Annotated in this window: 20 protein-coding genes and 1 pseudogene; 3 read left to right on the top strand and 18 right to left on the bottom strand. The window is 66.5% G+C overall.

The window, feature by feature from the left end:
- The first annotated feature begins 217 nt into the window (after positions 1-217).
- Together ASC78_RS05365 and ASC78_RS05370 are read left to right on the top strand one after the other, a co-directional pair.
- Positions 218-676: a GNAT family N-acetyltransferase gene (locus tag ASC78_RS05365; protein ID WP_055797517.1), complete on the top strand. Its 459-nt coding sequence runs from the start codon at positions 218-220 to the stop codon at positions 674-676.
- A 244-nt stretch (positions 677-920) separates the two neighbouring features.
- Positions 921-1,424 (top strand): lipocalin-like domain-containing protein, encoded by a 504-nt coding sequence (locus tag ASC78_RS05370; protein ID WP_055797520.1) that lies wholly within the window; start codon positions 921-923, stop codon positions 1,422-1,424.
- 387 nt (positions 1,425-1,811) lie between these two features.
- Here ASC78_RS05370 and ASC78_RS05375 read toward each other — a convergent pair whose 3' ends face one another.
- From ASC78_RS05375 to ASC78_RS05435, 13 genes and pseudogenes are all read right to left on the bottom strand, one after another.
- A complete protein-coding gene (locus ASC78_RS05375) occupies positions 1,812-2,378 on the bottom strand; it encodes an NADPH-dependent FMN reductase (protein WP_235504993.1) in 567 nt (188 codons plus the stop codon).
- A gap of 31 nt (positions 2,379-2,409) precedes the next feature.
- Positions 2,410-3,384 (bottom strand): tripartite tricarboxylate transporter substrate binding protein, encoded by a 975-nt coding sequence (locus ASC78_RS05380; protein ID WP_055797526.1) that lies wholly within the window; start codon positions 3,382-3,384, stop codon positions 2,410-2,412.
- Positions 3,385-3,405: 21 nt separating this feature from the next.
- Positions 3,406-4,707 (bottom strand): annotated as a pseudogene (hmgA, locus tag ASC78_RS05385) (homogentisate 1,2-dioxygenase).
- 26 nt (positions 4,708-4,733) lie between these two features.
- Positions 4,734-5,057: an NIPSNAP family protein gene (locus ASC78_RS05390; protein ID WP_055797529.1), complete on the bottom strand. Its 324-nt coding sequence runs from the start codon at positions 5,055-5,057 to the stop codon at positions 4,734-4,736.
- Positions 5,058-5,075: 18 nt separating this feature from the next.
- A complete protein-coding gene (gene fahA / locus ASC78_RS05395; protein ID WP_200934267.1) occupies positions 5,076-6,392 on the bottom strand; it encodes a fumarylacetoacetase in 1,317 nt (438 codons plus the stop codon).
- Positions 6,393-6,397: 5 nt separating this feature from the next.
- A complete protein-coding gene (locus tag ASC78_RS05400) occupies positions 6,398-7,165 on the bottom strand; it encodes an SDR family NAD(P)-dependent oxidoreductase (protein WP_055797537.1) in 768 nt (255 codons plus the stop codon).
- A gap of 25 nt (positions 7,166-7,190) precedes the next feature.
- Entirely contained in the window at positions 7,191-8,687 is a 1,497-nt protein-coding gene (locus ASC78_RS05405) for an aldehyde dehydrogenase family protein (protein WP_055797540.1), read from the bottom strand.
- A 2-nt stretch (positions 8,688-8,689) separates the two neighbouring features.
- Entirely contained in the window at positions 8,690-10,300 is a 1,611-nt protein-coding gene (locus ASC78_RS05410; protein WP_055797543.1) for a GMC family oxidoreductase, read from the bottom strand.
- A complete protein-coding gene (locus ASC78_RS05415; RefSeq protein WP_055797546.1) occupies positions 10,297-10,980 on the bottom strand; it encodes an ABC transporter ATP-binding protein in 684 nt (227 codons plus the stop codon). The genes ASC78_RS05410 and ASC78_RS05415 overlap by 4 nt, the downstream gene beginning before the upstream one ends.
- Positions 10,977-11,762 (bottom strand): ABC transporter ATP-binding protein, encoded by a 786-nt coding sequence (locus ASC78_RS05420; RefSeq protein WP_055797549.1) that lies wholly within the window; start codon positions 11,760-11,762, stop codon positions 10,977-10,979. Before ASC78_RS05420 ends, ASC78_RS05415 begins: the two co-directional genes overlap by 4 nt.
- On the bottom strand, positions 11,759-12,703 hold the full coding sequence (locus ASC78_RS05425) for a branched-chain amino acid ABC transporter permease (protein WP_055797553.1): 945 nt from the start codon (positions 12,701-12,703) through the stop codon (positions 11,759-11,761). The genes ASC78_RS05420 and ASC78_RS05425 overlap by 4 nt, the downstream gene beginning before the upstream one ends.
- Positions 12,700-13,596 carry a branched-chain amino acid ABC transporter permease gene (locus ASC78_RS05430; protein ID WP_055797556.1) on the bottom strand — a complete coding sequence of 299 codons (897 nt, stop codon included), beginning with the start codon at positions 13,594-13,596 and terminating at the stop codon, positions 12,700-12,702. Before ASC78_RS05430 ends, ASC78_RS05425 begins: the two co-directional genes overlap by 4 nt.
- Before the next feature lie 23 nt (positions 13,597-13,619).
- The gene (locus ASC78_RS05435) at positions 13,620-14,933 is read right to left on the bottom strand and encodes an ABC transporter substrate-binding protein (RefSeq protein ID WP_055797560.1); all 1,314 of its coding nucleotides are present in this window, start codon (positions 14,931-14,933) and stop codon (positions 13,620-13,622) included.
- Positions 14,934-15,083: 150 nt separating this feature from the next.
- Here ASC78_RS05435 and ASC78_RS05440 point away from each other — a divergent pair, with 150 nt between their 5' ends.
- Positions 15,084-15,866: an IclR family transcriptional regulator gene (locus ASC78_RS05440; RefSeq protein WP_055797562.1), complete on the top strand. Its 783-nt coding sequence runs from the start codon at positions 15,084-15,086 to the stop codon at positions 15,864-15,866.
- A gap of 182 nt (positions 15,867-16,048) precedes the next feature.
- Here ASC78_RS05440 and ASC78_RS05445 read toward each other — a convergent pair whose 3' ends face one another.
- The 5 genes from ASC78_RS05445 to ASC78_RS05465 are packed head-to-tail and all read right to left on the bottom strand — an operon-like array spanning position 16,049 to position 22,370.
- Positions 16,049-16,969, bottom strand: coding sequence for an NAD(P)H-dependent flavin oxidoreductase (locus ASC78_RS05445; RefSeq protein ID WP_235504994.1), 921 nt, complete (start codon positions 16,967-16,969; stop codon positions 16,049-16,051).
- Positions 16,970-16,983: 14 nt separating this feature from the next.
- The gene (locus tag ASC78_RS05450; protein WP_055797850.1) at positions 16,984-17,976 is read right to left on the bottom strand and encodes an NAD(P)H-dependent flavin oxidoreductase; all 993 of its coding nucleotides are present in this window, start codon (positions 17,974-17,976) and stop codon (positions 16,984-16,986) included.
- Between the two features lie 4 nt (positions 17,977-17,980).
- On the bottom strand, positions 17,981-19,087 hold the full coding sequence (locus ASC78_RS05455) for a CaiB/BaiF CoA transferase family protein (RefSeq protein WP_055797570.1): 1,107 nt from the start codon (positions 19,085-19,087) through the stop codon (positions 17,981-17,983).
- On the bottom strand, positions 19,084-21,210 hold the full coding sequence (locus ASC78_RS05460) for an acetate--CoA ligase family protein (RefSeq protein WP_055797573.1): 2,127 nt from the start codon (positions 21,208-21,210) through the stop codon (positions 19,084-19,086). Before ASC78_RS05460 ends, ASC78_RS05455 begins: the two co-directional genes overlap by 4 nt.
- A gap of 11 nt (positions 21,211-21,221) precedes the next feature.
- Entirely contained in the window at positions 21,222-22,370 is a 1,149-nt protein-coding gene (locus ASC78_RS05465; RefSeq protein ID WP_055797577.1) for an acyl-CoA dehydrogenase family protein, read from the bottom strand.
- Positions 22,371-22,387: the final 17 nt, after the last annotated feature.

Consider the following 22,387-nt stretch of genomic DNA (forward strand, 5'->3'; position numbering starts at 1 on the left):
GTTTGTCCCCCTTAAGTTTGGAATTTAGCGGCTAAATTGCGCCCTCGACGACCTCGCGCAGGCCCGCTCGAATGGCAATAGTGAACGGCTGAATTCCGCGGCGGATTCAACCGGTCGATGCACGATGGATGGAGGAAGCGGCCGTTCACCGGCGCTGACGCGACACACCGGATGACCCCGCGGGAGCACAATCGCGGAGATGAGTTGAGGCTTAGCGATGACAGAACCTTCAATCACAGTCCGCGCAGCGTACGAGGGTGATGCTCTCACGGCGGCGGCCTGCATCAACGCTGCTTTCGAGCCGTATGTGGAGCGAATCGGCAAGCCGCCCGCACCGATGCTCTACGACTATGCAGCACTGGCCGCTGATGGGAAGGTTTGGGTCGCGGAGCTGGGTGGGCAGGTGGTTGGTGTTTTGGTTCAGTACGAGACCGCAGACGGCTTCTACATCGATACGGTTGCAGCGTCTCCACACACGCACGGTACTGGGGTGGGCCGCGCATTGTTAGAGTTTGCCGAAGGCGAGGCTCGTGGACGAGGCTTCGAGTCCATCTACCTCTGCACTAATTCCAAGATGACGGAGAACCAGGTGCTCTATCCCAAGATTGGTTACGTCGAGTACGACCGCCGAGCCCAGAGCGGCTACGAGCGTGTGTTCTATAGAAAGCGACTTTGAGCGGCCTGAAGCGTCGGGCGCAGGAAGCTGGCCTGTCGCCCCGTCGTCGGGTGAACGGGCCTCTCATTCGGGCCAACAACGGACATTCGCGTCGTTGCCCGAAACGCGAAGCACGACAAGCACTTGCGCAGCTGGTCTGCCAGCTTATCGCGCAGCCGGCAGTTTCTCCGGAACGCGCTGCCGCATAGCTTGCGTTGGGCGGCTGAAGATGCTACGGTGGTTTCGCTAGGCTGAGGAGACAAATATGGATTCCAAGCGCTCGACGGTGCTGTTCCTCGCTGCACTCATTGGCATCGGTCTCTTCAGCGCAGATGTCCGCGCCAGTGACCGCATTGTCGGCGTGTGGAAGCCGATCTCCTACGTGTCGAGAGACGAGGAAACCGGCGTGGAGACCAAGCCGTGGGGAGAGAAGCCTCAGGGACTCATGATGTACACCGCAGACGGCTACATGGCAGCTGTGGGCACGGCGGACGGTCGGACGGCGCCAACTGGCGCCGGGGAAAAGCTGACGGAAGAGAGGGCGAAGCTGTTTGCAAGCATGACCGCCTATGCGGGACGATATACCGTGGAGTCCGACCGGATCGTGCACCACGTGGAAGTAGCGTGGAATCCTGCATGGGTGGGCACGGATCAAGTGCGGTACGTCAGCTTCGAGGGAGACACGCTTCGCGTACGCACTCCCGTCATCGTCAGTCCGGCCGACGGACGCAGACGCACGGCCACATTTCACTTCCGCAGGGCGAAATGAAGGTGACCATAGCGACCCGAACTAGGCATGCAGGCGGCCCATCGCCAGCTCCAGCGTCTTCGACTCGCGATACTCTAGCTGGTCGGGCAGCCACTTCGAATAGGTCGAGAACACCAGCTTGGTGTCTTCGTGGCCCATGAACATTCGTACGTCGGCTTGGGGGCCCTAAGCGGCTGTACAGCTTTCTCCAAAGCGGACAAATGCTGCGTGTACGGAAACCTGCGCCGCCCTTGATTCCCGATCGCCAACCTTGTGAACTGACGAGCCTCAATCGCGAAGGGGTCAGTTCGCCTGCTGGACGCATACCCAATGCCCCGATGCAGCAAGGGCCACAGGATTCGGATCTACGCGATCCGCCAGGTCCTCGCCAGATAAGAATCTTCGTCGTTACTTCCATACCGGTCGCTCTGCCCCAGCCCCGACTTTTATCGCACGGGTCTCGATACACCACTGTTGAAATGCCGTCATCTGCGCGGTCACGAAATCGCGTGTCGTCGCATCGGTGCAGCGCCCCTGCGGATCGAATTTCGAGAACGCGCGACCGATAAAAATCTCAGGCTTCGTCAAGACTAGGGCATCGAGGAACAGCAGGATCTTGCGCAATTCGTATTGCACACGTGCGCCCCCTAGAGGGCCGGTCGCGGCAGACAAAATTGCGACTGGCTTCCGCCGGAAGGGCTGGTCTTCCGCGCGCGACACCCAGTCGAGGGTGTTCTTCAGCATTCCCGGTACCGAGAAGTTGTATTTGGGCGTGGCGATCAGCACCGCATCGGCGCTGCGGATGCGCGTCACGAGCGACGCAACGTCATCGGGCATGCTGGGTGCTAGGAGATCCGCGTCGAAGGCCGGGAGCGCTCGCCAATCGAGCACTTCCATCGTCAGTCCGCCGGCATGCAATCGCCGGCAAGCCCAAGCGCCATGGCGTTGTACGAAGCGCTTCGCTGGCTCCCGCACAGCCCTACGACTCGGATGCGAGCGGTGGCGCTCATTGCGGCTGAATTCCGGCCTTGGCGACCACAGAGCGCCAGCGTTCGATCTCCTGCTTGACCATGCCGGTCATCTGAACCGACGACGACGGCGCAGACTCGCTCCCCAGGTTAAACAGCGTGGTCTTTACAGGTGAGGCTTCCGCCGCCGTCCTGACCGCCTTGTTGAGCAGATCGACGATCTCCTGTGGGGTGCCGGCTGCGGCCGCGAGACCCAGCCATGAACGGACCTCGAAGTCCTTCAGCACAGCCGATACAGGCGGGACCCCGGGCATCGACGGCCAAGCCTGCGCACTGGTGACGGCGAGCGCGCGCAACCGGCCCGACTTGATGTGCGGCGAGGCGACGGTAAGCGTATCGGCCAGCACGTCCACGTCGCCAGCGATCACGGCCTGAACGGGCGCCCCGCCGCCACGATAGGGCACGTGCAGCAACTTGACGTTGGCAGTTACGCCGAGCAGTTCGCCCACCATGTGCTGCGTGGAGCCGACGCCGACGGAGGTGAAGGTCACCTCTTCGGGTTTCTTCCGCGCGAGCGCGAGCAGTTCTTGCAGGTTCTGCGCAGGATGCTCCGCGCGCACCGCGATCACGAAGGGAAAGCTCGTCACGGTGGAAATGAACGAGAAATCCCGCACCGCGTCGAAGGGGAGCGACTTGCGAAGCGCGGCCGATACGGTGTGCGCACCGGTCAGCATGACGAGGTTGTAGCCGTCCGGCTTCGACTTGGCCACGTAGTCGCTTGCGATGGTACCGCCCGCGCCGCTCTTGATGTCGACCACCACGGGCTGCTTGAGCACGTCCTGCATCTTCTGCGCGAAGAGACGGGACACCACGTCCGCATTGCCGCCCGCACCGAAGCCGTGCGTCAGCTGGAGGGCGCGCGAGGGGTACCTGTCATGTTGAGCGAGTGCCGTGGGCACCAGCAAGCTTCCAGCCGCGCCGGCCATGAAGCTGCGTCTGCTGATCTGAACCATGTCTGTCTCCTTTTTGCTGACTTACCGATGGCCGGGCATGAAGCCCTGCCAGACAGCGTCGTAGCCGGCCTGCAGGTTGTCGGCGGCTAGGGCCTGGGCAGTGGGCCTGAAGACATGCCGGCTTTCGAACATGAAGGCCAGCGTGTCCCGGATCCGGTGGGGGGCGAGCTCCGCGGCGCTTGCTTTCTCGAACGTCGCGGCATCGGGACCGTGCGGCAGCATGCAGTTGTGCAGGCTCATGCCGCCAGGGACGAAACCCTCGGCCTTGGCGTCGTATACGCCGCGGACCAGCCCCATGAGCTCGCTCATGACGTTGCGATGGAACCAGGGCGGACGGAAGGTGTCCTCGGCCACGAGCCAGCGCGGCGGGAAGATCACGAAGTCGCAGTTCGCCACGCCCGGGGTGTCGGTGCCGGAGGTGAGTACGGTGAAGATCGACGGGTCGGGATGATCGAAGCTGATGGTGCCGATCGCCATGAACCGCGCCAAGTCGTACTTGCAGGGCGTGAGGTTGCCATGCCATGCCACGACGTCGAGGGGCGAGTGCGGCTGGCCGCCTTCCCAAAGATGGCCCAGGAACTTGTTGACGATGCGCACCGGACCCGTGTCGGCTTCGAAGGCCGCAACCGGCGCAAGGAAGTCCCGGGCGTTGGCCAGGCCGTTCGAGCCGATCGGGCCGAGCTCTGGTAGCCGGAACGGCGCGCCATAGTTCTCGCAGACATAACCGCGCGCATCGCCCTCGGGCAATTCGACCCTGAATCGCATGCCGCGGGGCACGAGCGCAATTTCGCCCGGCTGCACATGCAGCTTTCCGAGCTCCGTGTGCAGCAGCAGCGCACCCGCCTGCGGAACGATCAGCAGTTCGCCGTCCGAGTCCATGAAGTAGCGCTTTTCCATCGAGCGATTGGCGAGGTAGACATGCACCGCGCAGCCGGTCTGCGCATGCGCATCGCCATTGCCTGCGATGGTGACCATGCCATCGACGAAATCGGCCGCTCCGCCGGACATCGGCTACGGATCCCAGCGCAGGCGGTTCGCCGGCGTCTCGGCCTCGTTGAACGGGCCGCTGCGCCAGCGTCCGTCGTCGATCCGCACGAAGGCGTCGTGCATTGCGCTGGGCTGCATGCGGTACATCCAGGTCCGCCGGTTGTGTTCGCGGGGGGCCGTGAACGCTGCCCCCGACAGCAGCTCCGCGTACAACCCCAGAGGCGCCTGCTGCGGCGAGTTGCGCCCCACCGGCAGCGCGCCCGGGCGGGCCTCGCTCGCGAACTGGTTCCCGAAGCCGCTCTGGTAGGCCATTGCGGCAGGTTCGTTGCGCGCCATCGGGGTGTCTTCCTGCATGGTGCGGGTCACTGTTGCCATTGCGGCGCGAAGAAATCGGCTGGCACGAGGATGCGCGACTCCTGGTTCTGCAGCAGCGGCAGCATCTTCGCGGCATACGCCTTGAAGCCCGGGTCCGCCATCAGCGCATGGCGCCGGTGCGTGCGCTCGTTCAGGTCCTCGTAGGCCCACATGTGGACGATCTGGCTCAGCGTGCCAGTCTCGGACCGGTAGTAGCCCACCATGCGGCCGAGGATGCGCTTCTGGATCTCCAGTCCTTCGGCTTCATAGAGCGCGAGGTAGTCGCGCCATTTGCCGGGATGGGTCGTATAGGTTCTCTGTTCGACGATCATGCCTTGTTCTCCTGTGGATCAATTCCTTGCGGCACGCACGATGCCGCTGCACTGCCCGAAGCCGATGCCCACGTGGCCCGGCGATTCGCAGCGGCCGCTGAGGATCACTTCGTCGCCATCCGCCAGGAAGGTGCGCCGCTCGCCGCCGGGCAGCGTGAGCGGCCGGCTGCCGCCCGATGTGATCTCGAGCAGGCTGCCGAGTGCCTCGGCGCTCTCGCCCGACACGGTGCCGGAGCCCAGCAGGTCGCCGGTGTCGAGCGCGCTGCTGTTGCTCGTGTGGTGCGCCAGCATCTGGGCGACCGTCCAGTAGAGAAGGCTGGCGTCGGAGCGCGACAGCCGCATCGGCGGCAGGCCGCCAGCGGCCATCCGCTCGCTGCGAAGGTGCGCGTCGAGCACGATGCGAAGCCCCCCGTGGCGCTGGTCGGCGTCGTCCCACAGGTAGGGAAGAGGCGCCGGATCGCCCGCGGGCCGGACCGCTGCCGGCACGCGAAAGGGCGCCAGCGCCTCGGCCGTGACCACCCAGGGCGACACCGTCGTCGCGAAGCTCTTCGCGAGAAACGGTCCCAGGGGCTGGTATTCCCAGCCCTGGATGTCGCGCGCCGACCAGTCGTTGAGCAGCGAGAAGCCGAACACGTGCTGCCATGCATCACCGACCGCGATGGGCCGTCCCTGCGTGGACGCAGCGCCGACATAGACGCCGAGCTCCACCTCGTGGTCGAGCCTTTGGGCCGGTGCGAAGCGCGGCGCCGCATCGTTCGGCCCCTTGAGCTGGCCGAAGGGGCGCTGCACCGGCGCGCCGCTGACTCGCACGCTGTTGGCCCGGCCGTTGTAGGCGATGGGCACATGCTTGTAGTTGGGCAGCAGCGGCATGTCGGGGCGGAACAGGCGGCCCGCATTTGTCGCATGGTGGATCGACGCGAAGAAATCGGTGAAGCCGCCGACCTTCACCGGCATCAGCAGTTGCACCTCGTCCAGGCCCAACAGCGCGCGGCTGGCGGCGTCACGATTGGGCCCGGAGCCGGCGCGCTCGGCCAGCAGTTGCGACAGACCTGTGCGCAAGGCTGAAGCGGCCGATGCGCCCAGCGCCATCAGGTCGTTCAGCGCCGGGGCGCAGCACGCAAGCGCGGCCGCCCTGGCGAGTCCGTCGAGTTGCTGCGCACAAGCGCCGACGTCGAGGATGCGATCGCCAATGCCTACGCCGCAACGCGGCGGCCCGTTGTCGTCCAATGGCCGGAACACGGCGAAGGGAAGATTCTGGATCGGAAACTCGGCACCGGCCGCATTGGCCGAGGCGACCCAGCTGCGCAGGGCGGGGTCGTGGGTGGCATTCAGCATCGGATTCACAGGCTGTGCCCTCCGTCAATCACGATGCGCGTGCCCGTGGCGGTGCGCAAGTGCGTCACGCAGGCCAGCACCGAGAGCGCGACGTCCTCCGGTGTGACGATGCGCCCCAGCGGCGTGGCCGCAGCCTTCATCTCCAGCTCCTCGCGGTTGCGCCCCTGGACGAAATCGGTGTCGACCGAGGCCGGCGACACGCTGAGAAAGCGCACGGCCGGGCCGAAGGCGCGCGCCAGCGACACCGTCATCGTGTCCAGCGCCGACTTGGCCGCGCAGTAGGCGATGTTGCTGCCCAGGCCCGTGAAGGCCGAGACCGACGACACGTTCACCACGGTGGCGGCACCCGAGGCGCGCAGCAGGGGCATCAGCGCGCGGATGATCGAGAACGGCCCGCCCGCATTGGCCAGCAGAATCTCGTTAAAGAGCTCGGGCGTCAGGGCTTCGAGCCTGGCGTGCGGAATGCGCTGGGTGAAGCCGGCCGAGTTCACGAGGATGTCGATGCGGCCGTATGCGGCCCGCAGCGAATCCGCCAGCGCCGCATGCGCGCCACTGTCGGCCAGCGGCATGTGCAAGGTCCGGTGCCCACCGCCGGGAAGCTCGTTGCGCAGCAGCTCGGCGCGTTGTTCGCCCTGGTTGAAGCCGATGACCACCGCCGCACCCGATGCGGCCAGCAATCGGACAGTGGCGGCACCGATGCCGCTGCTGCCGCCGGTGACGACGGCGACCTTGCCGTTCAGCGCATCGGATGCGCCGGGCTGTGAAAGAGTCATGATGGTTCGCAGTAGGAAATGAGGGTCAGGCGTAGCGGACCAACACGGACTTGGTCTCCAGGAACGACACGAACGATTCCTCGCCCAGGTCGCGCCCATAGCCCGACGCGCCCCGGCCGCCTTCCGGCAGCCCCGGCCAGGGCATCGGTTCGGTGTTGACGGCCACCTTGCCCGAGCGGATGCGCGGCACCACCGAGTGCATCGTCGCGAGGTCGCGCGTCCACAGGCAGGCAGAGAGGCCATAGTCCGTGTCGTTGGCCATGTGCACGGCCTCGTCCACGCTGTCGAACGGCGTGACCGTGATGACCGGGCCGAACAGCTCTTCGCGCACGATGGCCGCGGCCTGGTCTGCCACCGCGACCACAGTGGGGCGCACATAGAAGCCCGCGGAATCGATGCGCGGGTTGGCGGTCAGCAGTTCGGCGCCGGCGCGTTGGGCGGCGTCCAGGTGCCCGAGCACATGCTGCTGCTGGCGGGCGTTCACCAGCGGCCCGAGTTCGGTATCGGGTGCCAGGCCGGGGCCGAGCCGCATCGCGTCGGCGTGCCGCGCCAGCCGGTCGATGGCTTCTTCGTAGATGCGCCGGTCCACGTACAGCCGCGACCCCGCCACGCACACCTGTCCGGAGTTGAGGTAGATGCTGCCGGCAATGCCCGGGATGGCCTGGTCCAGGTCGGCGTCCGCAAACAGGATCTGCGGCGACTTGCCGCCCAGTTCGAGCGTGGCCTTGGTGACGTTGCGCGCTGCGGCCTGCGCCACTTGGATGCCGGTGCGGGTCGAGCCGGTGAAGGTGATCTTGTCCAGCCCCGGATGCGCCGCGAGCGCTGCGCCGGCCTCGGGGCCAGTGCCGGTGACCACATTGACCACACCCGCTGGGAAGCCAGCCTCGCGTACGAGCCCTGCGAGGTACAGCACGCTCAGCGAGGCTTCCTCGGACGGTTTGAGCACCACGGTACAGCCCGCCGCGAGCGCGGGTGCGAGCTTCCACACCGACATCATTAGCGGCACGTTCCAAGGGATGATTGCGCCGACCACGCCCAGCGCTTCTTTCTGCGTGTAGCCGAAGAAGGCCGAGCCCGGGATCGGCACGCCGACCTGGACGGTGCGGCCGTTCGCGCGGCCCGCGAACCCGGCCATGTAGCGCAGCACGCCGATCGCGCCACCGACGTTCAAGTCGCGCGCCATCCAGATCGGCATGCCGACATCGAGCACCTCCAGTTCGGCCAGCGTCTGGCAGTCGCGTTCGATCAGGTCGGCGAGCCGGCGCAGCATGGCTTCCCGCTCGGCGCCCTGCATACGTGGCCACGGACCCGTCTCGAAGGCGGCGCGCGCGGCGCGCACGGCCGCATCGACCTGTGCCGCACCGGCGGCCGCGATGCGGGAGACTGGCATCGCACTGCTTGGATCCACCGCCGGCAGGCTGTTTGCGACCGACTGCCATTCGCCGCCGATGAAGACGCGCGGCGCGTGGTCGAGTGCGGCACGGGCGGCTGCGCCCAGCAGCCCCAGGTTGTTCTGAAGCATGCTCAGGCCCTTTCGGATTGGATGAAGTCGGCGGCCCGCTCGGCGATCATGATCGTGCCGGCGTTGGTGTTGCCGCGCGGGATGGCCGGCATGATGGACACGTCGGCGACGCGCAGTCCCTGCAGGCCGTGCACGCGCAATTGCGGGTCGACCACTGCCATGGCATCGGTCCCCATCTTGCAGGTGCCGCCGGGGTGGTAGACGGTCTTGGCGTAATGGCGCACCCGGGCATCGATGGCGGCGTCGTCGTCACCGGCGAACTCGGGCAGGGGCTCGATCTCCCGGCTCACCAGCGCCGCGAGCGACGGTGCAGCCAGGATCCGGCGCGCCAGCCGCACGCCTTCGCGCAGCACGCGCACGTCGTCCTCGTCGGCCAGCGCGCCGGCATCCAGCCACGGCAGGTCGAGCGGGTCGTTACTGCGCAGCCGCAATTCGCCGCGCGACTTGGGTGCGAGCTGGCAGGGGTTGAGCGTGATGCCGTGCACCATCGGCGGTGCGCGGTCCGCGTCGCCGACCAGCACCGGCAGCACGTGGAACTGGATGTCCGCGCGACCGTCGCCATCGGTGTCGAAGAAGCCACCCGACTCGACCACGTTCGAGGTCATCAGGCCGCTCTTGAAGAGTACCCACTGCGCGCCGTGCCGCAGGGCCGAGAGGCCGCGGTCATGTCCGAACAGGCTGATCGGCTCGCGCGTCTGGCCATACACCGGCACTTCGAGGTGGTCCTGATAGTTGCGGCCGACGCCGGCCAGCTCCTTCACCAGGGGAACCCCGACCGCCTGCAGCTGTGCGCCCGGTCCGACCCCCGACTGCAGCAGGATCTTGGCGCTGCCCAGGCCACCCGCGCAGAGGACCACTTCGCGCTTGGCGCGGAAGGCCACGCCGGCGTGATGCCCCTTGCTCTCCAGGCACTCGATGCCAGTGGCGCGCATGCCGTCGAACTGCACGCGGGCGGCGGTCAGGTCGGTGCGCACCTCGAGGTTCGGGCGTCCCATCGCGGGCCGCAGGAAGAAGCGCGCCGTGTTGCCGCGCTCGCCTTCGAAGGAGGTGATCTGATAGAACCCTGCGCCCAGTTGGGAGGCGCCGTTGAAGTCGTGGTTGAACGGCAGGCCGATCTCCTGCGCGGAGCGCACGAACGCGGCATTGAGTGCATGGCGGTACGGCGTGTCGATGACCTTGAGGGGCCCGGCGGCACCGTGGTACGCGTCGGACAGTCGCTGGTTCCCCTCGGACTTGCGGAACCACGGCAGCACGTCCTCGTAGCCCCATCCGCTGCATCCGCCGTCGCGCCAGTCGTCGTAGTCCTGGCGATCGCCGCGGATGTAGATCATCCCGTTCATGGAGCCGCTGCCGCCCAGCGTGCGGCCCTGCGGCACGAAAGCGGTACGGCCGCCCAGGCCGGCCTGCGGCTCGGATTGGTAGTCCCACATCCGGTGCGTGCCGAACACGCGGCTGAAGCCGGCCGGCATGCGGATGAAGATGCTGTTGTCGCGCGCGCCCGCCTCGATCAGCAGCACGCGCTGCGACGGATCGGCGGACAGGCGGTTGGCCAGCAGGCAGCCGGCGGAGCCGCCCCCCACCACGATGTAGTCATAGTCTTGCGACGTGTTCACGGAAGAGCCTCTGGGTTGTGATGGAGGGAGTCGTCCAGCCGCACGCGGCCGCGTTCGATGGTGAAGCGCCGGTCGCACAGGCCTTCGAGGTTCGCGCCCTCGGAGTCGGTGACCAGGATGGTCGGGCCCTGGCGCCGAAGGGCACGCAGCACTTCGACGAGGCGCTGCACGAGCGCCGGCGCAACGCCCTCGAACGGCTCGTCGAGCAACAGCAGGCGCTGCCCTTGGCAGATGGCGCGTGCGAGCGCGGCCAGCTTCTGCTGCCCGCCGGAAAGCTGGTTGCCGCGCCGCTGGATCAGCGGTGCAAGCTCCGGGATCATGTCGAGCGCGCCGCTCACGCGGCGATTGCGCTCGGCGCCCGCAAGCCCGGCAACCTCCAGCGGCAACTCGATGTTGGCCCTCACCGTCAGCTCGGGAATCAGCCGCCGGTCTTCGGGCATGTAGCCGATGCCCAGCCGCGCACGCTGCCGACTGGGCCAGCCGGTGACATCGATGCCATCGAGCCGGACTTCGCCCGAGGCGGCGGGCAGCGCGCCGATCAGCGTGCGCATCAGCGTCGTCTTGCCCGCGCCGTTGTGGCCGACCACGCCCAGCACCGCGCCAGGGGGCGCATCCAGGTCGACCTGCTCCAGGATCGATACGGGCCCGAAAGCCACGCAAAGCTTGCGCGTCTCGATCATGCTGCACCTGCCTTTGCGAGGGCGGCAGGCGCCTTGCCGCGCAGCACCGCGGAAGCCACCTGGGCGTCGCGCATGACGTCGCCGGGGGCGCCGTCGGCAATCATCGATCCGTCGCGGAAGGCGAGGATGCGCGTCACGTAGCGGCGCACCACGTCCATATCGTGCTCCACGAAGAGCACGGTGACGCCGCTCGCGCGGATGACGTCGAACACGACCTCCATCAACGGCATCTTCTCGGCGGAGGACACGCCGCTGGTGGGTTCATCGAGCAAGAGCAGCTTCGGTTTCAGTGACAGGGCCATGGCGATATCGATCAGCTTGCGCTGCCCCTGGGGAACGAGGTTGACCGGCCGCTCGCCGATGGCCTGCAGGCCGAAGCGCCCGAGCACCTCGTCGGCGCGCGCCTGGCGCTGTGCGGAATGCAGCGGCTTCAGCAAGCCGCCTGCGGAACCGTCGGCCAGCGCCAGGGCGAAGAGAAGGTGCTCGCGGACCGTCATTTCCGGGAAGAGCTGCGGAACCTGGAACGAACGCGCCATGCCGTGCGCCACGAGTTCGCGCGGGCTGCGCCCCAGGGTGCTGCTGCCGTCGAGCAGGATCTCGCCGCCGGTCGGGCGCAGGTAGCCGGTCACCATGTTGAGGAAGGTGGTCTTGCCGGCGCCATTGGTTCCGATCAGGCCCACGACGTCGCCCCTGTCGATGCGCACGCTGACCTTGTTCACGGCCACGACGGCACCGAACCGGACGGTGAGGCCGCGCGTTTCGAGCAGCGATGCCGTGCTCATGAGCGAGCCCCCGCGCGATTCGCCAGCATGCTGGACAGCCCGCTCGGAAAGCGCACGATCAGCAGCAGCAGGGTCGCACCGAGCACGAACTTCCAGTACTGCGGTGCGTACTCGAAGGCCAGCGCATGGATGCCTTCGAGCACGAAGGCCGCGGCCAGCGATCCCCAGATGCCGCCGGCACCGGCGAGGATCGCGATGAACACGAACTCGCCGGAGGTCATCCAGAAGCCCATGCCCGGATCGACCTGGCCGACCAGGATGGCGACGAGCGCGCCCGCGCCGCCGGCCAGCGCACCGGAGGCCGTGTACTCCATGTGGATCACCCGGCTTGGCGAACAGCCGAGATACTCCACGCGAACCTCGTTCTCGCGGATCGCGGGGCCGACGTGGCCCATGGCCGTCTTCAGGTAGCGCGAAACGCCCCAGGCCGCAAGCAGCGTGACCACCGCCGTGAGCAGGTAGACGGAGCGGATCGCGCCCACGCCCGCTGTCTGCACAGCGAAGAAGGACGCACGCCCCACCGTGAAGCCGTCCGACGAGCCCAGGCTCTGCGACTTGAGCAGCACGCCGTACAGGATCATCGACAGCGCCATCGACAGCATCGCGAAGAAGATGCCTCGGTAGCGCCGCATCAGGAAGCCCGCGGCGAAGGCCACGCCGCCAGAGAGCAGGCTGGCCAGCGCAAGCAGCAACAGCGTGTCGCGGATGCCGAGCCAGGGGGTGCCCAGACCGGCGACATAGCCGCCCAGGCAGTAGTAGAGCGCGTGGCCGAAGGGCACCAGCCCGGCGCGCAGCAGCAGCAGCAGCCCGAGTGCGACGAGCCCCTTGGCAAGCGCCACGGCCAGCAGGCTCATCAGCCAGCTCGGTGCGATGAAGGCGGCTGCGCACAGCATGGCCAGCAGCCCGAGCAGGGATGCGTCGGTTCGGCGAAGGGAGTTCATATCTTTCTCAGCGCGGCTTGGGGGAACAGGCCCTCGGGCCGGACGGCAAGCACGAGTGCCATCACCGCATAGACGATGAACACTTCGGCAAAGGGGAACAGATGGATGGTTGCGGCGCGCGCCAGCCCGACGACCAGCGCACCGACGGCCGCGCCCGGGATGCTGCCCATGCCGCCGATCACGATCACCGCGAAGGTCACGACAATGACCTCGGCACCAAGGCCCGGCGCCACCTGGATCATCGGCGCGGTCAGGGCCCCGCCGAGCGCGGCAAGCACCGCCCCGAGCATGAAGGTCGCCAGGTACAGCCGCTCGACGTTGATGCCCATGGCGGCCGACATCTCGGGATCACGGATGATGGCCGCGAGGCAGCGCCCGGTGTGCGTGCGCTGCAGCAGCCACCACAGCAGTAGCCCCACCGCGGCCGCGGCGGCGAGCAGCACGAACTCGTAGTTGTTGAAGCGCAGGCCGTTGATCTCCGAACTGCCCAGCAGGCCGTAGGGTGCGCTGGCCGGATAGGCCGAGGTGCCCCAGATGAACTGGATCACGTCGTCCAGCACCAGCAACAACGCATAGGTCGCGAGCGCCAGCGACACTTCGTCGCGCCCTCGCAGGCGGCGCAGCACACCGCGATCCAGCGCCAGGCCCAGCGCGGTGCCGGCGACCACGGCCGTGCCGAGCTGGATCGCAAAGGCGGCGAAGGAGGGCGGTCGGTCGGCGAACCAGTAGCCCATGGCCGTGGCGGCGACATACGCGCCAATGGCATAGAGGTTGCCGTGCGCGATGTTCAGGACCTTCATCACGCCGAAGATCAGGGTTAGCCCGGCGGCCACGAGAAAGAGCCAGGCGCCGTAGATCAGGCCGTCGATGAGGATGGTGAGCAGTGTCGACATGGTCGGTCAGCCAAGGCCCCATATCACTTGGCGGCGACCGTGCCTTCGCACTTGCGCCCCGCCATTCCGCCCGCCAGCCAGGCCTCGCTCTTGATCCCCTCGGGCGGGTTCACGCATTCGGCCGGAAAGCGCATGGCATTGCGCACCGATACCGTCTTCTTCTCAACGTCGTAGAACGCCTCGCCGACGGCCATGTCCTGGATGGCTTGGTGGCCGTTGCCCAACGCGAGGCGGATGGTGCCGCTCGGGGTCTCGATGCTTCGGCCCTTGAGCGCCTTGATCAGGGCCGGCGTGCCTGTGCCGCCAGCCTTGGCTGCGCTGTCGTAGGCGGCCTTGAGCGCGAGCAGCGTATTGGTGTACTGGTAGGCGGTGTAGACCGGCGCGTCCTTGTAGCGGCCCTGGTACGCGGCCGTGAACCAGTCGTTGAGCGCCGACTTAGGCGCGAACAGCCCGTTGGTGCCGCGCGCGGTGAACACCACGCCGTCCGGAACCTGTGCGCCCATCCGGTACATGGACAGTTCGAGCAGCGGCGCATAAATCTTCGAGCGCTCATGCAGGCCGCGCGGGCGCATCTGGGTGAAGAACGCCTCCAGGTCGGCACCGGCCATCGAAGTGTGGATGATGTCGGGCCGCTTGGTGGCGAGCGCCGAGATCTCCGCCGCGTACTGCCCCGAACCCGGCGTTGGCCATTGCTCGGCAACCACCTCGATGCCGGGCTTCACCGACTTGAGCGCGGCGCTGAAATCGCGCCATGCATCCTGCCCCAACGCGTAGTTCGGGTTGATATGGCCCACCGTCTTTGCGGCCGGCATGCGGGCCTGCGCGTACAGCGCGAGCGCGACGCTGTCCATCGTGGTGGAGCCCGTCGTACGGAAGACGTACTCGTACTTGCCGTCCTCGAAGATTCGCGGCGTTGCGCAGGTGGACATCACCGTGAGGACCTTGAGTTCCTCGGCCACCGGTGCGATCGCCACGCAGGTGGCGGCCGACCCGAAGCCCATCACCGCGTCTGCGCCTTGCCGCTCCACCAGCCCGCGGAACTCCGCGACCTGCTTCGCGTTGCCGCCGTTCTCGTCGAGGAAGATCAGTTCGACTTCCTTGCCGCCCATCCCCTTGCCGGTGTTGTACGGTGCCGGCAGCTCGCCCTTGTTAATGGCGTCGGCCAGCATGCGCGCGGCGTTCTGGCCCGGGCCGTTCACCACCGACAGGGGGCCGGTCAATGGCGTGACGACCGCGATGCGCACCTTGCCGCCCTGCGCGATGGCGTCCGCGGCGCCGAACAGGGAGGCCGCGCCGAGCGCAGCGGCGATCCAGCGAAAGCTGCTTTGGAATTTCATGTCATTGTCTCCTGGTGGGTCGGTCGGACCGATGCTCGTCGAGGCTTGGCAGCGCTTCCGTCCTTGTGTCCGTTTATCGGAACGGCGGTATGCACTGCTGTGCGAATTGTTTTCTAATAGCTGAAAACAAAACAGGCATCTGTCCGATAGATGAACACGAAAACGACTTCCGATGCAGGCTCGCTCAAGCGGGGCGTCGCGTTGCTCAAGCTGTTGGCGACTGCCGGCCGCAAGGGCCTGGCGCTGACTGAGCTGGCGGCCAAGGCGCAGTTGCCGCATCCCTCGGCGCACCGCGTGCTGGCGCAACTGATCGCTGAGAACCTTGCGGTGCACGACGCACAGACCCGCCGATACCGGCTCGGTGCGCTCGCCTTTGAGCTCGGCGTGGCCGGCTCGACCATGCACGACATCCGCGACCTGTGCGACGGCGCGATGGGTTCGCTCGCGCAGGAGACCGGCGACACGGTCTACTTGGTGGTGCGCAGCGGCTTCGACGCAGTGTGCATGCACCGGCGCGAAGGCGAGTTCCCGATACGCGCACTGGTGCTGGAGGTCGGCAGCCGGCGACCGTTGGGCGTGGGTGCAGGTGGGCTCGCGATCCTGTCAGCGATCGGCGAAGAGGAGCGACTAGAGATCATCCAGCGCGTGACGCCGAATCTGTCCGCTTTCGGGAAGCTCACCGCGTCGGATCTGGACGCGGCATGCGCTCAAGCACGCGCGGACGGCGCGGCAGTCATCCAGAACCGCGTGAGCCTCGGAGTGCGTGCCGTGGGCGTCGCCTTCCGCGACTCGATGGGCCATGCGGTCGGCGCCCTGAGCGTGGCGGCTCTCACGCAGCGCCTGAACCAACGTCGGACTCAGGTGATCATCGAGTTGCTGCGCAACGCGACGCGTGACGTGGAAGTGCGGATGCGCAAGCGCCACACGTCCTGAGGGGAATGCTTGGCATCGCCGCCTCAGGGCACGTGACTGGGCGCTACACCGGTATTGGCCACGGAATCAAAGCTGGAAAGTCACGGCGAAGTTCCGCTTTTGGGCCGATTGAAGTCGGTTGCACGCGATGGCATAGATGACTCGTACCGATTGCAGAAGTTTTCGCGAAGAGCGCCAGAGGCTTAGGCCGAACCGTTGAATTCATGGCGCAGGGTTTGCACCAGTTCGGCGACCGGCGGGACCGACGTGACGCCTGATACGGAATGGCCCGCGCTCCAAAGATCAGCCCACCGCTGGATCACTGCACCTTCAGAGCCCCCGCCGAACCTGTTTCGGGCTTCCTGCACGGACACTGTTTCATCAAGCGCGGCGGGATCCAATCCAACTTGAACGATGGACGGCTTTAGAAAGTTGGCCGGCAACCCCGTAAAGGCGCGCGTGGCCATGACATCGTCCAGCGAACTTCGCTCGAGCATCTGTTTGTAGGGAACCGAGCCCAGGCTTTCCTGGGTAGCGATGAATCGGGTCCCCATGGAGCCCAGGTCGCAACCCAACACCGAGGCAGCCTTGAGCGCAAACCCGTCCGACAGTCCACCCGCCAGAACGATGGGACCATCGAACAAGGCGCGCACCGCTCGAACGAACGCGAACGGGTTGGCCCAGCCCGTATGTCCGCCAGCGCCTGCCGTGAGCAGGACCAGTCCATCGGCCCCCGCTTCGAGGGCGCGTTCCGCGTGATGTACCGATGCCACGTCGGCGAGCACCAGGCAACCACCATCGTGCAGGGTCGGGATCACCGAGGCAGGCGAACCCACGCTGGTGATGACCAACTCGGTTCGATGCCGAACGATCAATTCGACCTCCGCCTTCAGCCGTGCAGGGTCCCGCCGCATGATGAGGTTCGGGCAGCAAGGTGCGCTACGGCGGTCCCCAGCGGCTTCCCGGTTCAGCCGCTGGAGCCAAGCTTCGAACTCTTCAAGCGAGGCGCAGTTTGCCGTGGGAAAAGCACCAATGACGCCCGCCGCACAAGCCGCCGACACGAGTTCGATGCCAGAGACGCGCAGCATCGGCGCCGCGATCACGGGCACCACGAGGCGGTCCATGAAAGGTAGTCGCTTCATTCTTGTTCCAGTGAAGAAAGGCAGGCGATCGACGCCCGCGCCTCCTCGAGCAAATCGGCCACGATGGATTTCAGTGGTTCTATGCGTTTCGCAAACGCAATCGACGGACCGAGCGAGAGCATTCCGCGCTGCCAGTCCCCATTGGCATAGCAATGGTCGCGCGCCGTCTGGCCGCTGATCAGTTCGCCGAAGACCGCATGGTCGGCCGCACCCGCGCGTTCGATCTCATCGATCTGGCGGGCGGTGTCGTTGCGCAGCACGCGCCAGGTGTTGCCCAGTGATTGCAGCAGGCGCACGGTCGAGTGCTCGTCGCAATTCAGCAGGTGCTCTTTGTAGCGGCGGTGCGCGCCGATCTCTTCGCACACCAGGAAGCGGCTACCGATCAGCACGCCGTCGAGCCCCTGTGCGAGCACCGCCGCGAGTTGCCGTCCTCGGCCGATGCCGCCGCCCAGCACGACGGGGACGCGAAACCGATCGACGGCCAACGCTCCCATCAGCATGGTGGGCAACTCGTTGGTCCCTGGGTGGCCGCCTTCTTCCATCCCCACCAGGGCGACGGCATCGGCACCTGCGCGCTCGGCCGACAACGCATGGCGGATGCTCGAGGACTTGTGGACCACGATGGCACTGGCCTTGTGGAGTGTGTCGATCAGTTCGACTGGGGCATGCCCGGCCGTCTCGAAGATGCGAACGCCATGGGCCAACGCCATGTCCAGCCAGCGTTGCACAGCTGCGTTCGCCTCAGGACGGCTCGACAGCGTCAGGTTCACGCCGAACGGCCTACCCCCGGTCAGGTCCGAGCAGAGTCGCAATTCATTGCCGAAGGCTTCGTCGCTGTGAAAGGAGCGCGGCGTGATGAAGCCCATGCACCCCGCATTGACGAGCGCGGCCACATAGCGTGCGTCCGACAGCCACATGAGCCCCCCGCCCAGGATCGGATGCTCAATCCCCAGCAGCCGGGTGATCCGCGTGCGCAGCGGCGGGGCCACAGATTCAAACCAGGTTGCTGCCGAGTGCGGGCGCGGCGCCCAGACCACCCGCCACCACGCCGCTCATGGGAACGGGATAGCGCACCGTGGGCATCACCGCCCCCTGCTCGAACTTGCCGCGCAGCGCGAACTGGGGCAGCGCGGCGAGCTGAGTCGGTTCCACCACCGGTGCGACGGGCACATCGTGCCGGCGCAGCAGCTCGAAGGCATCGTCCGCATCCATACCTTCGAGCACTTCGGCAATGCGGCGGTTGATGGCTTCAGCGGCCAGCTTGCGCGCCTTGTGCGAACCATGGGCCTCATCGCCGAATGGCGCCAGGTCGAGCGCGGCGCAAAGGCGCTTCCAAAAGTGGTCTTCCAGTGCGGCGACCGACAAATAGCGCCCGTCGCGACAGCGAAACGCGCCGTAGGCAGCCTTGACCAGCGTGGTCTCGCGCTGCGCCTCCAGCGAGCTCGCCCCGGCTTCGCGATAGGCACCGAGACGCGGGTTCATCCAGTGGAGTGCGCAGTCGGCGAGGGAGACATCCAGGTGCTGGCCCAGGCCCGTGCCTTCGCGTTGGAGAATGGCGGCCAGAGTGGACGACAGGGCATACATAGCGCCGCACAGATCCGCCACTGGCAGCCCGAAGCTTTGCGCCGGGCCGCCGCCGGGCGCACCGGAAACCGCCAGCACACCGGCCGCCGCCAGGTAGTTGATGTCGTGTCCCGGCAGGTCGGCCCACGGGCCGGTCTGCCCATAGCCGCTAAGCGACACGTACACAAGCCGGGGGCATGTTTCGCGCAGCGAGGCGGCATCCAGGCCCAGGCGCGCCATCACGCCGGGCCGGTAGGATTCGACCAGAACATCAGCCGTCGCAAGAAGATCGCGCACCTTCCTGCGCTGGGCCTCGTCCTTCAGATCGACCAGCAGGCTTTGCTTGCCGCGGTTCACGGCCTCGAACGCGCCCATCCCCAGCCTGCGCGCATTGTCCCCAAAAGGCGGTCGCTCGATCTTGATGACGCGCGCGCCCATTTCGGCCAGGCTTTGCGTGAAGAACGGACCGGGCAGCAGTTCGCTGAAGTCGACGACGGTGATGCCGTCCAGCGGCGGGCGAGCGGACGGCACCGTCATGCGACCACCTCTTGCGCGGTGCGCTCGATGATGACGGCGTCCAGCGGCAGCGCGCCTTCGCCCACGGCACCCACCCATACCGGATTAAGGTCCATTTCCTCGATCCTGTCCGCGTTTTGCACAACGAACGCCGAGATGCGCAGCAGCAGCGCTTCGAGTGCCTCGACGTCGGCGGGCGGGCGGCCCCGAGCACCGGCGAGCAGCGGAAAACAGCGCATCTCGCGGATCATTGCTGCGGCGTCACCCGCGCCCAGCGGCAGCATGCGGCGAGTGACATCGCGCAGGATTTCCACATAGATGCCACCAAGGCCAAACGTCATCACATGACCGAACACCGGATCGCGCGTAACGCCGACCATCAACTCCAGGCCGCCTTGCGGCGCCATTTTCTCGATCAGCAACCCCTCAATCGCAGCGTCGGGCCGATGCCGCGCAACGGACGCCATGATGCCCCGCCACGCCTCGCCGACCTGCTGCGCATCCTGCAAGCCCACCTGCACGCCGCCGATATCGGACTTGTGCACGATCTGCTCGCTCGCGATCTTGGCGACTACTGGGTAGCCCATGCCATCAGCCATTGAAAGCGCTTCTTCCAATGTCCTGGCCAATGCATTCGGCAACAGGCGCACACCAGCAGCAAGAAGCTGCTGCTTGGCCTGCGCCTCGGACAGGGAGCGCGTGGCAAGCGCCGCAGGCAGCGCTGCGGTCGGGGTTGCGGCGTCCACCAATCGGTGCGCGCGCTTCCAGCGCCCGTATTCCACCCAGCGCCGGATGGCCTTGATCCCCTTGCCTACGGAACGGGGCGGCGCAAAGCCGTGCTCGACCAGCATGCGATAACCCTCGCCCATGCGGTCGCTCATCCAAATCGGCACGATGGGCGTCGCACGCCCTTTTTGTGCCGCGATGATGGTGCGAGCCAGCTGGATCGTCGTGTCGCCGTAGTCCAGCGCGATCGGCACGATCACACATCCGAGGTTGGGGTCGCTGGCGACCGCGCCGAGAGTCTTCTCAATCAGGCTCGCGTCGCTCAGCACCGCTGCGGTGGTGTCCACCGGGTTGTCGATGGCGGCGAAGTCCGGCAGGTGATTGCGAAGCAGCTCGCGGGTGTGCGGGGCGAACTGCGCGAGCATCAGGCCAGAGGAGCCCACGGCGTCCGCCGTGAGGGCGGCCGTTCCGCCCGAGGAGGTGTAGATGGCGATGCCCTCGCTGGCGTCGGGTTCGGCACGCGCGAACAACCAGGCCGTGTCCACGAGCTCGTCGATGTCGTCGACCTCGATCACACCGAACTGCCGGAACACGGCACTGTTGACCTCTGCCGAACCGGTCAACGATGCGGTGTGCGACTGCGCCGCTCGCTGTCCATACTCCGACTTGCCCACTTTCAGCGCGATGACGGGCTTCCCGTTGGCCGCCGCCCGCTGGACTGCCGCCACGAATTTGGCACCATCCTTGATGCCTTCCAGGAGTGTGACGATCACCTTGATGTCGGGGGCATCGGCCATGTAGTGGATGAAGTCGGCCACCTGCAGATCGACCTCGTTGCCGGTCGAAGCCCATAGGCCAATGCCGATGCCGCGGTCCATTGCCTGCATCACGTTGCGGCCCAAGCCGCCGCCTTGCGTGGCCAAGCCGATGGGGCCTTTGACCAGGTCGTGCGGAAACGAGGGAGAGAACGTCAGACCCAGACGCTGGTTGACGTTGGTCAGGCCCGGGCAGTTCGGGCCGTACACGCGCATCCCGCCGGCGTCGGCAATTTCCTTCAGGCGCAACTGGGCGCGCTCGCCTTCCTCCCCGGCCTCGCCGAAACCGGATGTCAGGACGATGGCGAAGAGCACACCGCGGGCTGCGCATTCCTCGGCAACGGCCAGCACACCGGCCGCCGGCACGACGATCACCGCGAGATCTGGTGTGGCGGGCAAGGCGGCGACGCTCGGCCAGCAGCGTTGCCCGCGGATTTCGGCCTTGCTGGAATTGACGAGGTAGACGTCGCCACCGAATTCGGAGTGGTCCAGCAGATTGGTCAGCGTTCGCTCGCCAATGCTGTGCGGGCGGTCCGATGCGCCGACCAGCGCGATGGAACGCGGACGGATAAGCCTGGACAGGTCGGTCAACTTTGACTCCATGAGATTTTCTTTCAGGCGATGGCCGAGATACCCAGGATCTCGCGGCCGGCAATCAAGGTCTGCACTTCCGTCGTGCCCTCGGGAATCGTGCCGCCGCGCGTGTCGCGGAAGATGCGCTCGATCGGGTAGTCCGTCGCGTAGCCCAAGCCGCCGTGCACCTGCAACGCCATGCTGGCCACTTCGTGCGCGGCCTCCGTGGCGTAGAGCTTGGCGATCGAGCAGGCGGTGCGCGCATCCCGGTTCGCGTCGAGCGCCGCTGCCGCGCGCAGGCCCAGGGCGCGCGCCGCCTCGACCCGTATCGTCATGTCGACGATGAGCTTTTGCACCAGTTGAAAGCTGCCGATGGGTTTGCCGAACTGCGTCCGTGTGCGGGCGTAGTCGATGGACAGATCGAGTGCCGATTGGGCCGCGCCCACCGCGCCCATGGCAATGTTCACGCGCGCACTGTCCAGGCCGATCAGCATTTTCTTCAGCGCATTGCCTTCCTCGCCGAGCAGGTTCTCGCGCGGAACCTTCACGTTGTCGAAGCCGAGTTCGGCAGTGCCGGTGCTGCGCAGGACCATGGTGTCGACGCTGCGCATCTCATAGGGAGACACCTCGCGCTCGACAAGGAACGTCGAAAGTTGCCCCTGGCAATCGGGGCTGAAGGTGCGCGCAACGACGATACCGAAGTCGGCGAATGCGCCGTTGGTGATCCACAGCTTGCGGCCATTGAGCACGTAGTGATCGCCCTGCAGGTCGGCCCGTGTCTGCACCTGCGCGATGTTCGAGCCGCAACCCGGCTCGCTGATGGCATTGAAGACGCGCCGCTCGGAAGCCAGCAAGGGCTTCAGGAAGCGCTCCCGCTGTGCCTCGGTTGCTTCTGCGGCCAGTTTGTTGATGGCGGCGTTGGTGATGTTCACCATGGTCCGCAACGACAGCCATGCATAGCCGGCCTCCTCCATGAGCAGGGCCCAGGTCATCTGGTCCATGTCCATGCCGCCCAGCGCCTCGGGCAACCGGCCGCCGATGTAGCCGAACTGGGACAGCTCCTTGAGGAGCTCGAAGGGAAAAGTCTTGTCCTTGTCGTGCTGGGCGACCCGTGGTGCGACTTCACTTTTCATGAAGCGGCGCACGCTGTCGCGCAGCAGTTCTTGTTCGGCATCCGGTACGAAATACATGGGTCTGTCTCCTGGAG

Origin of the sequence: Variovorax sp. Root318D1 (assembly GCF_001424835.1) — a bacterium.
GTDB lineage: Bacteria > Pseudomonadota > Gammaproteobacteria > Burkholderiales > Burkholderiaceae_C > Variovorax.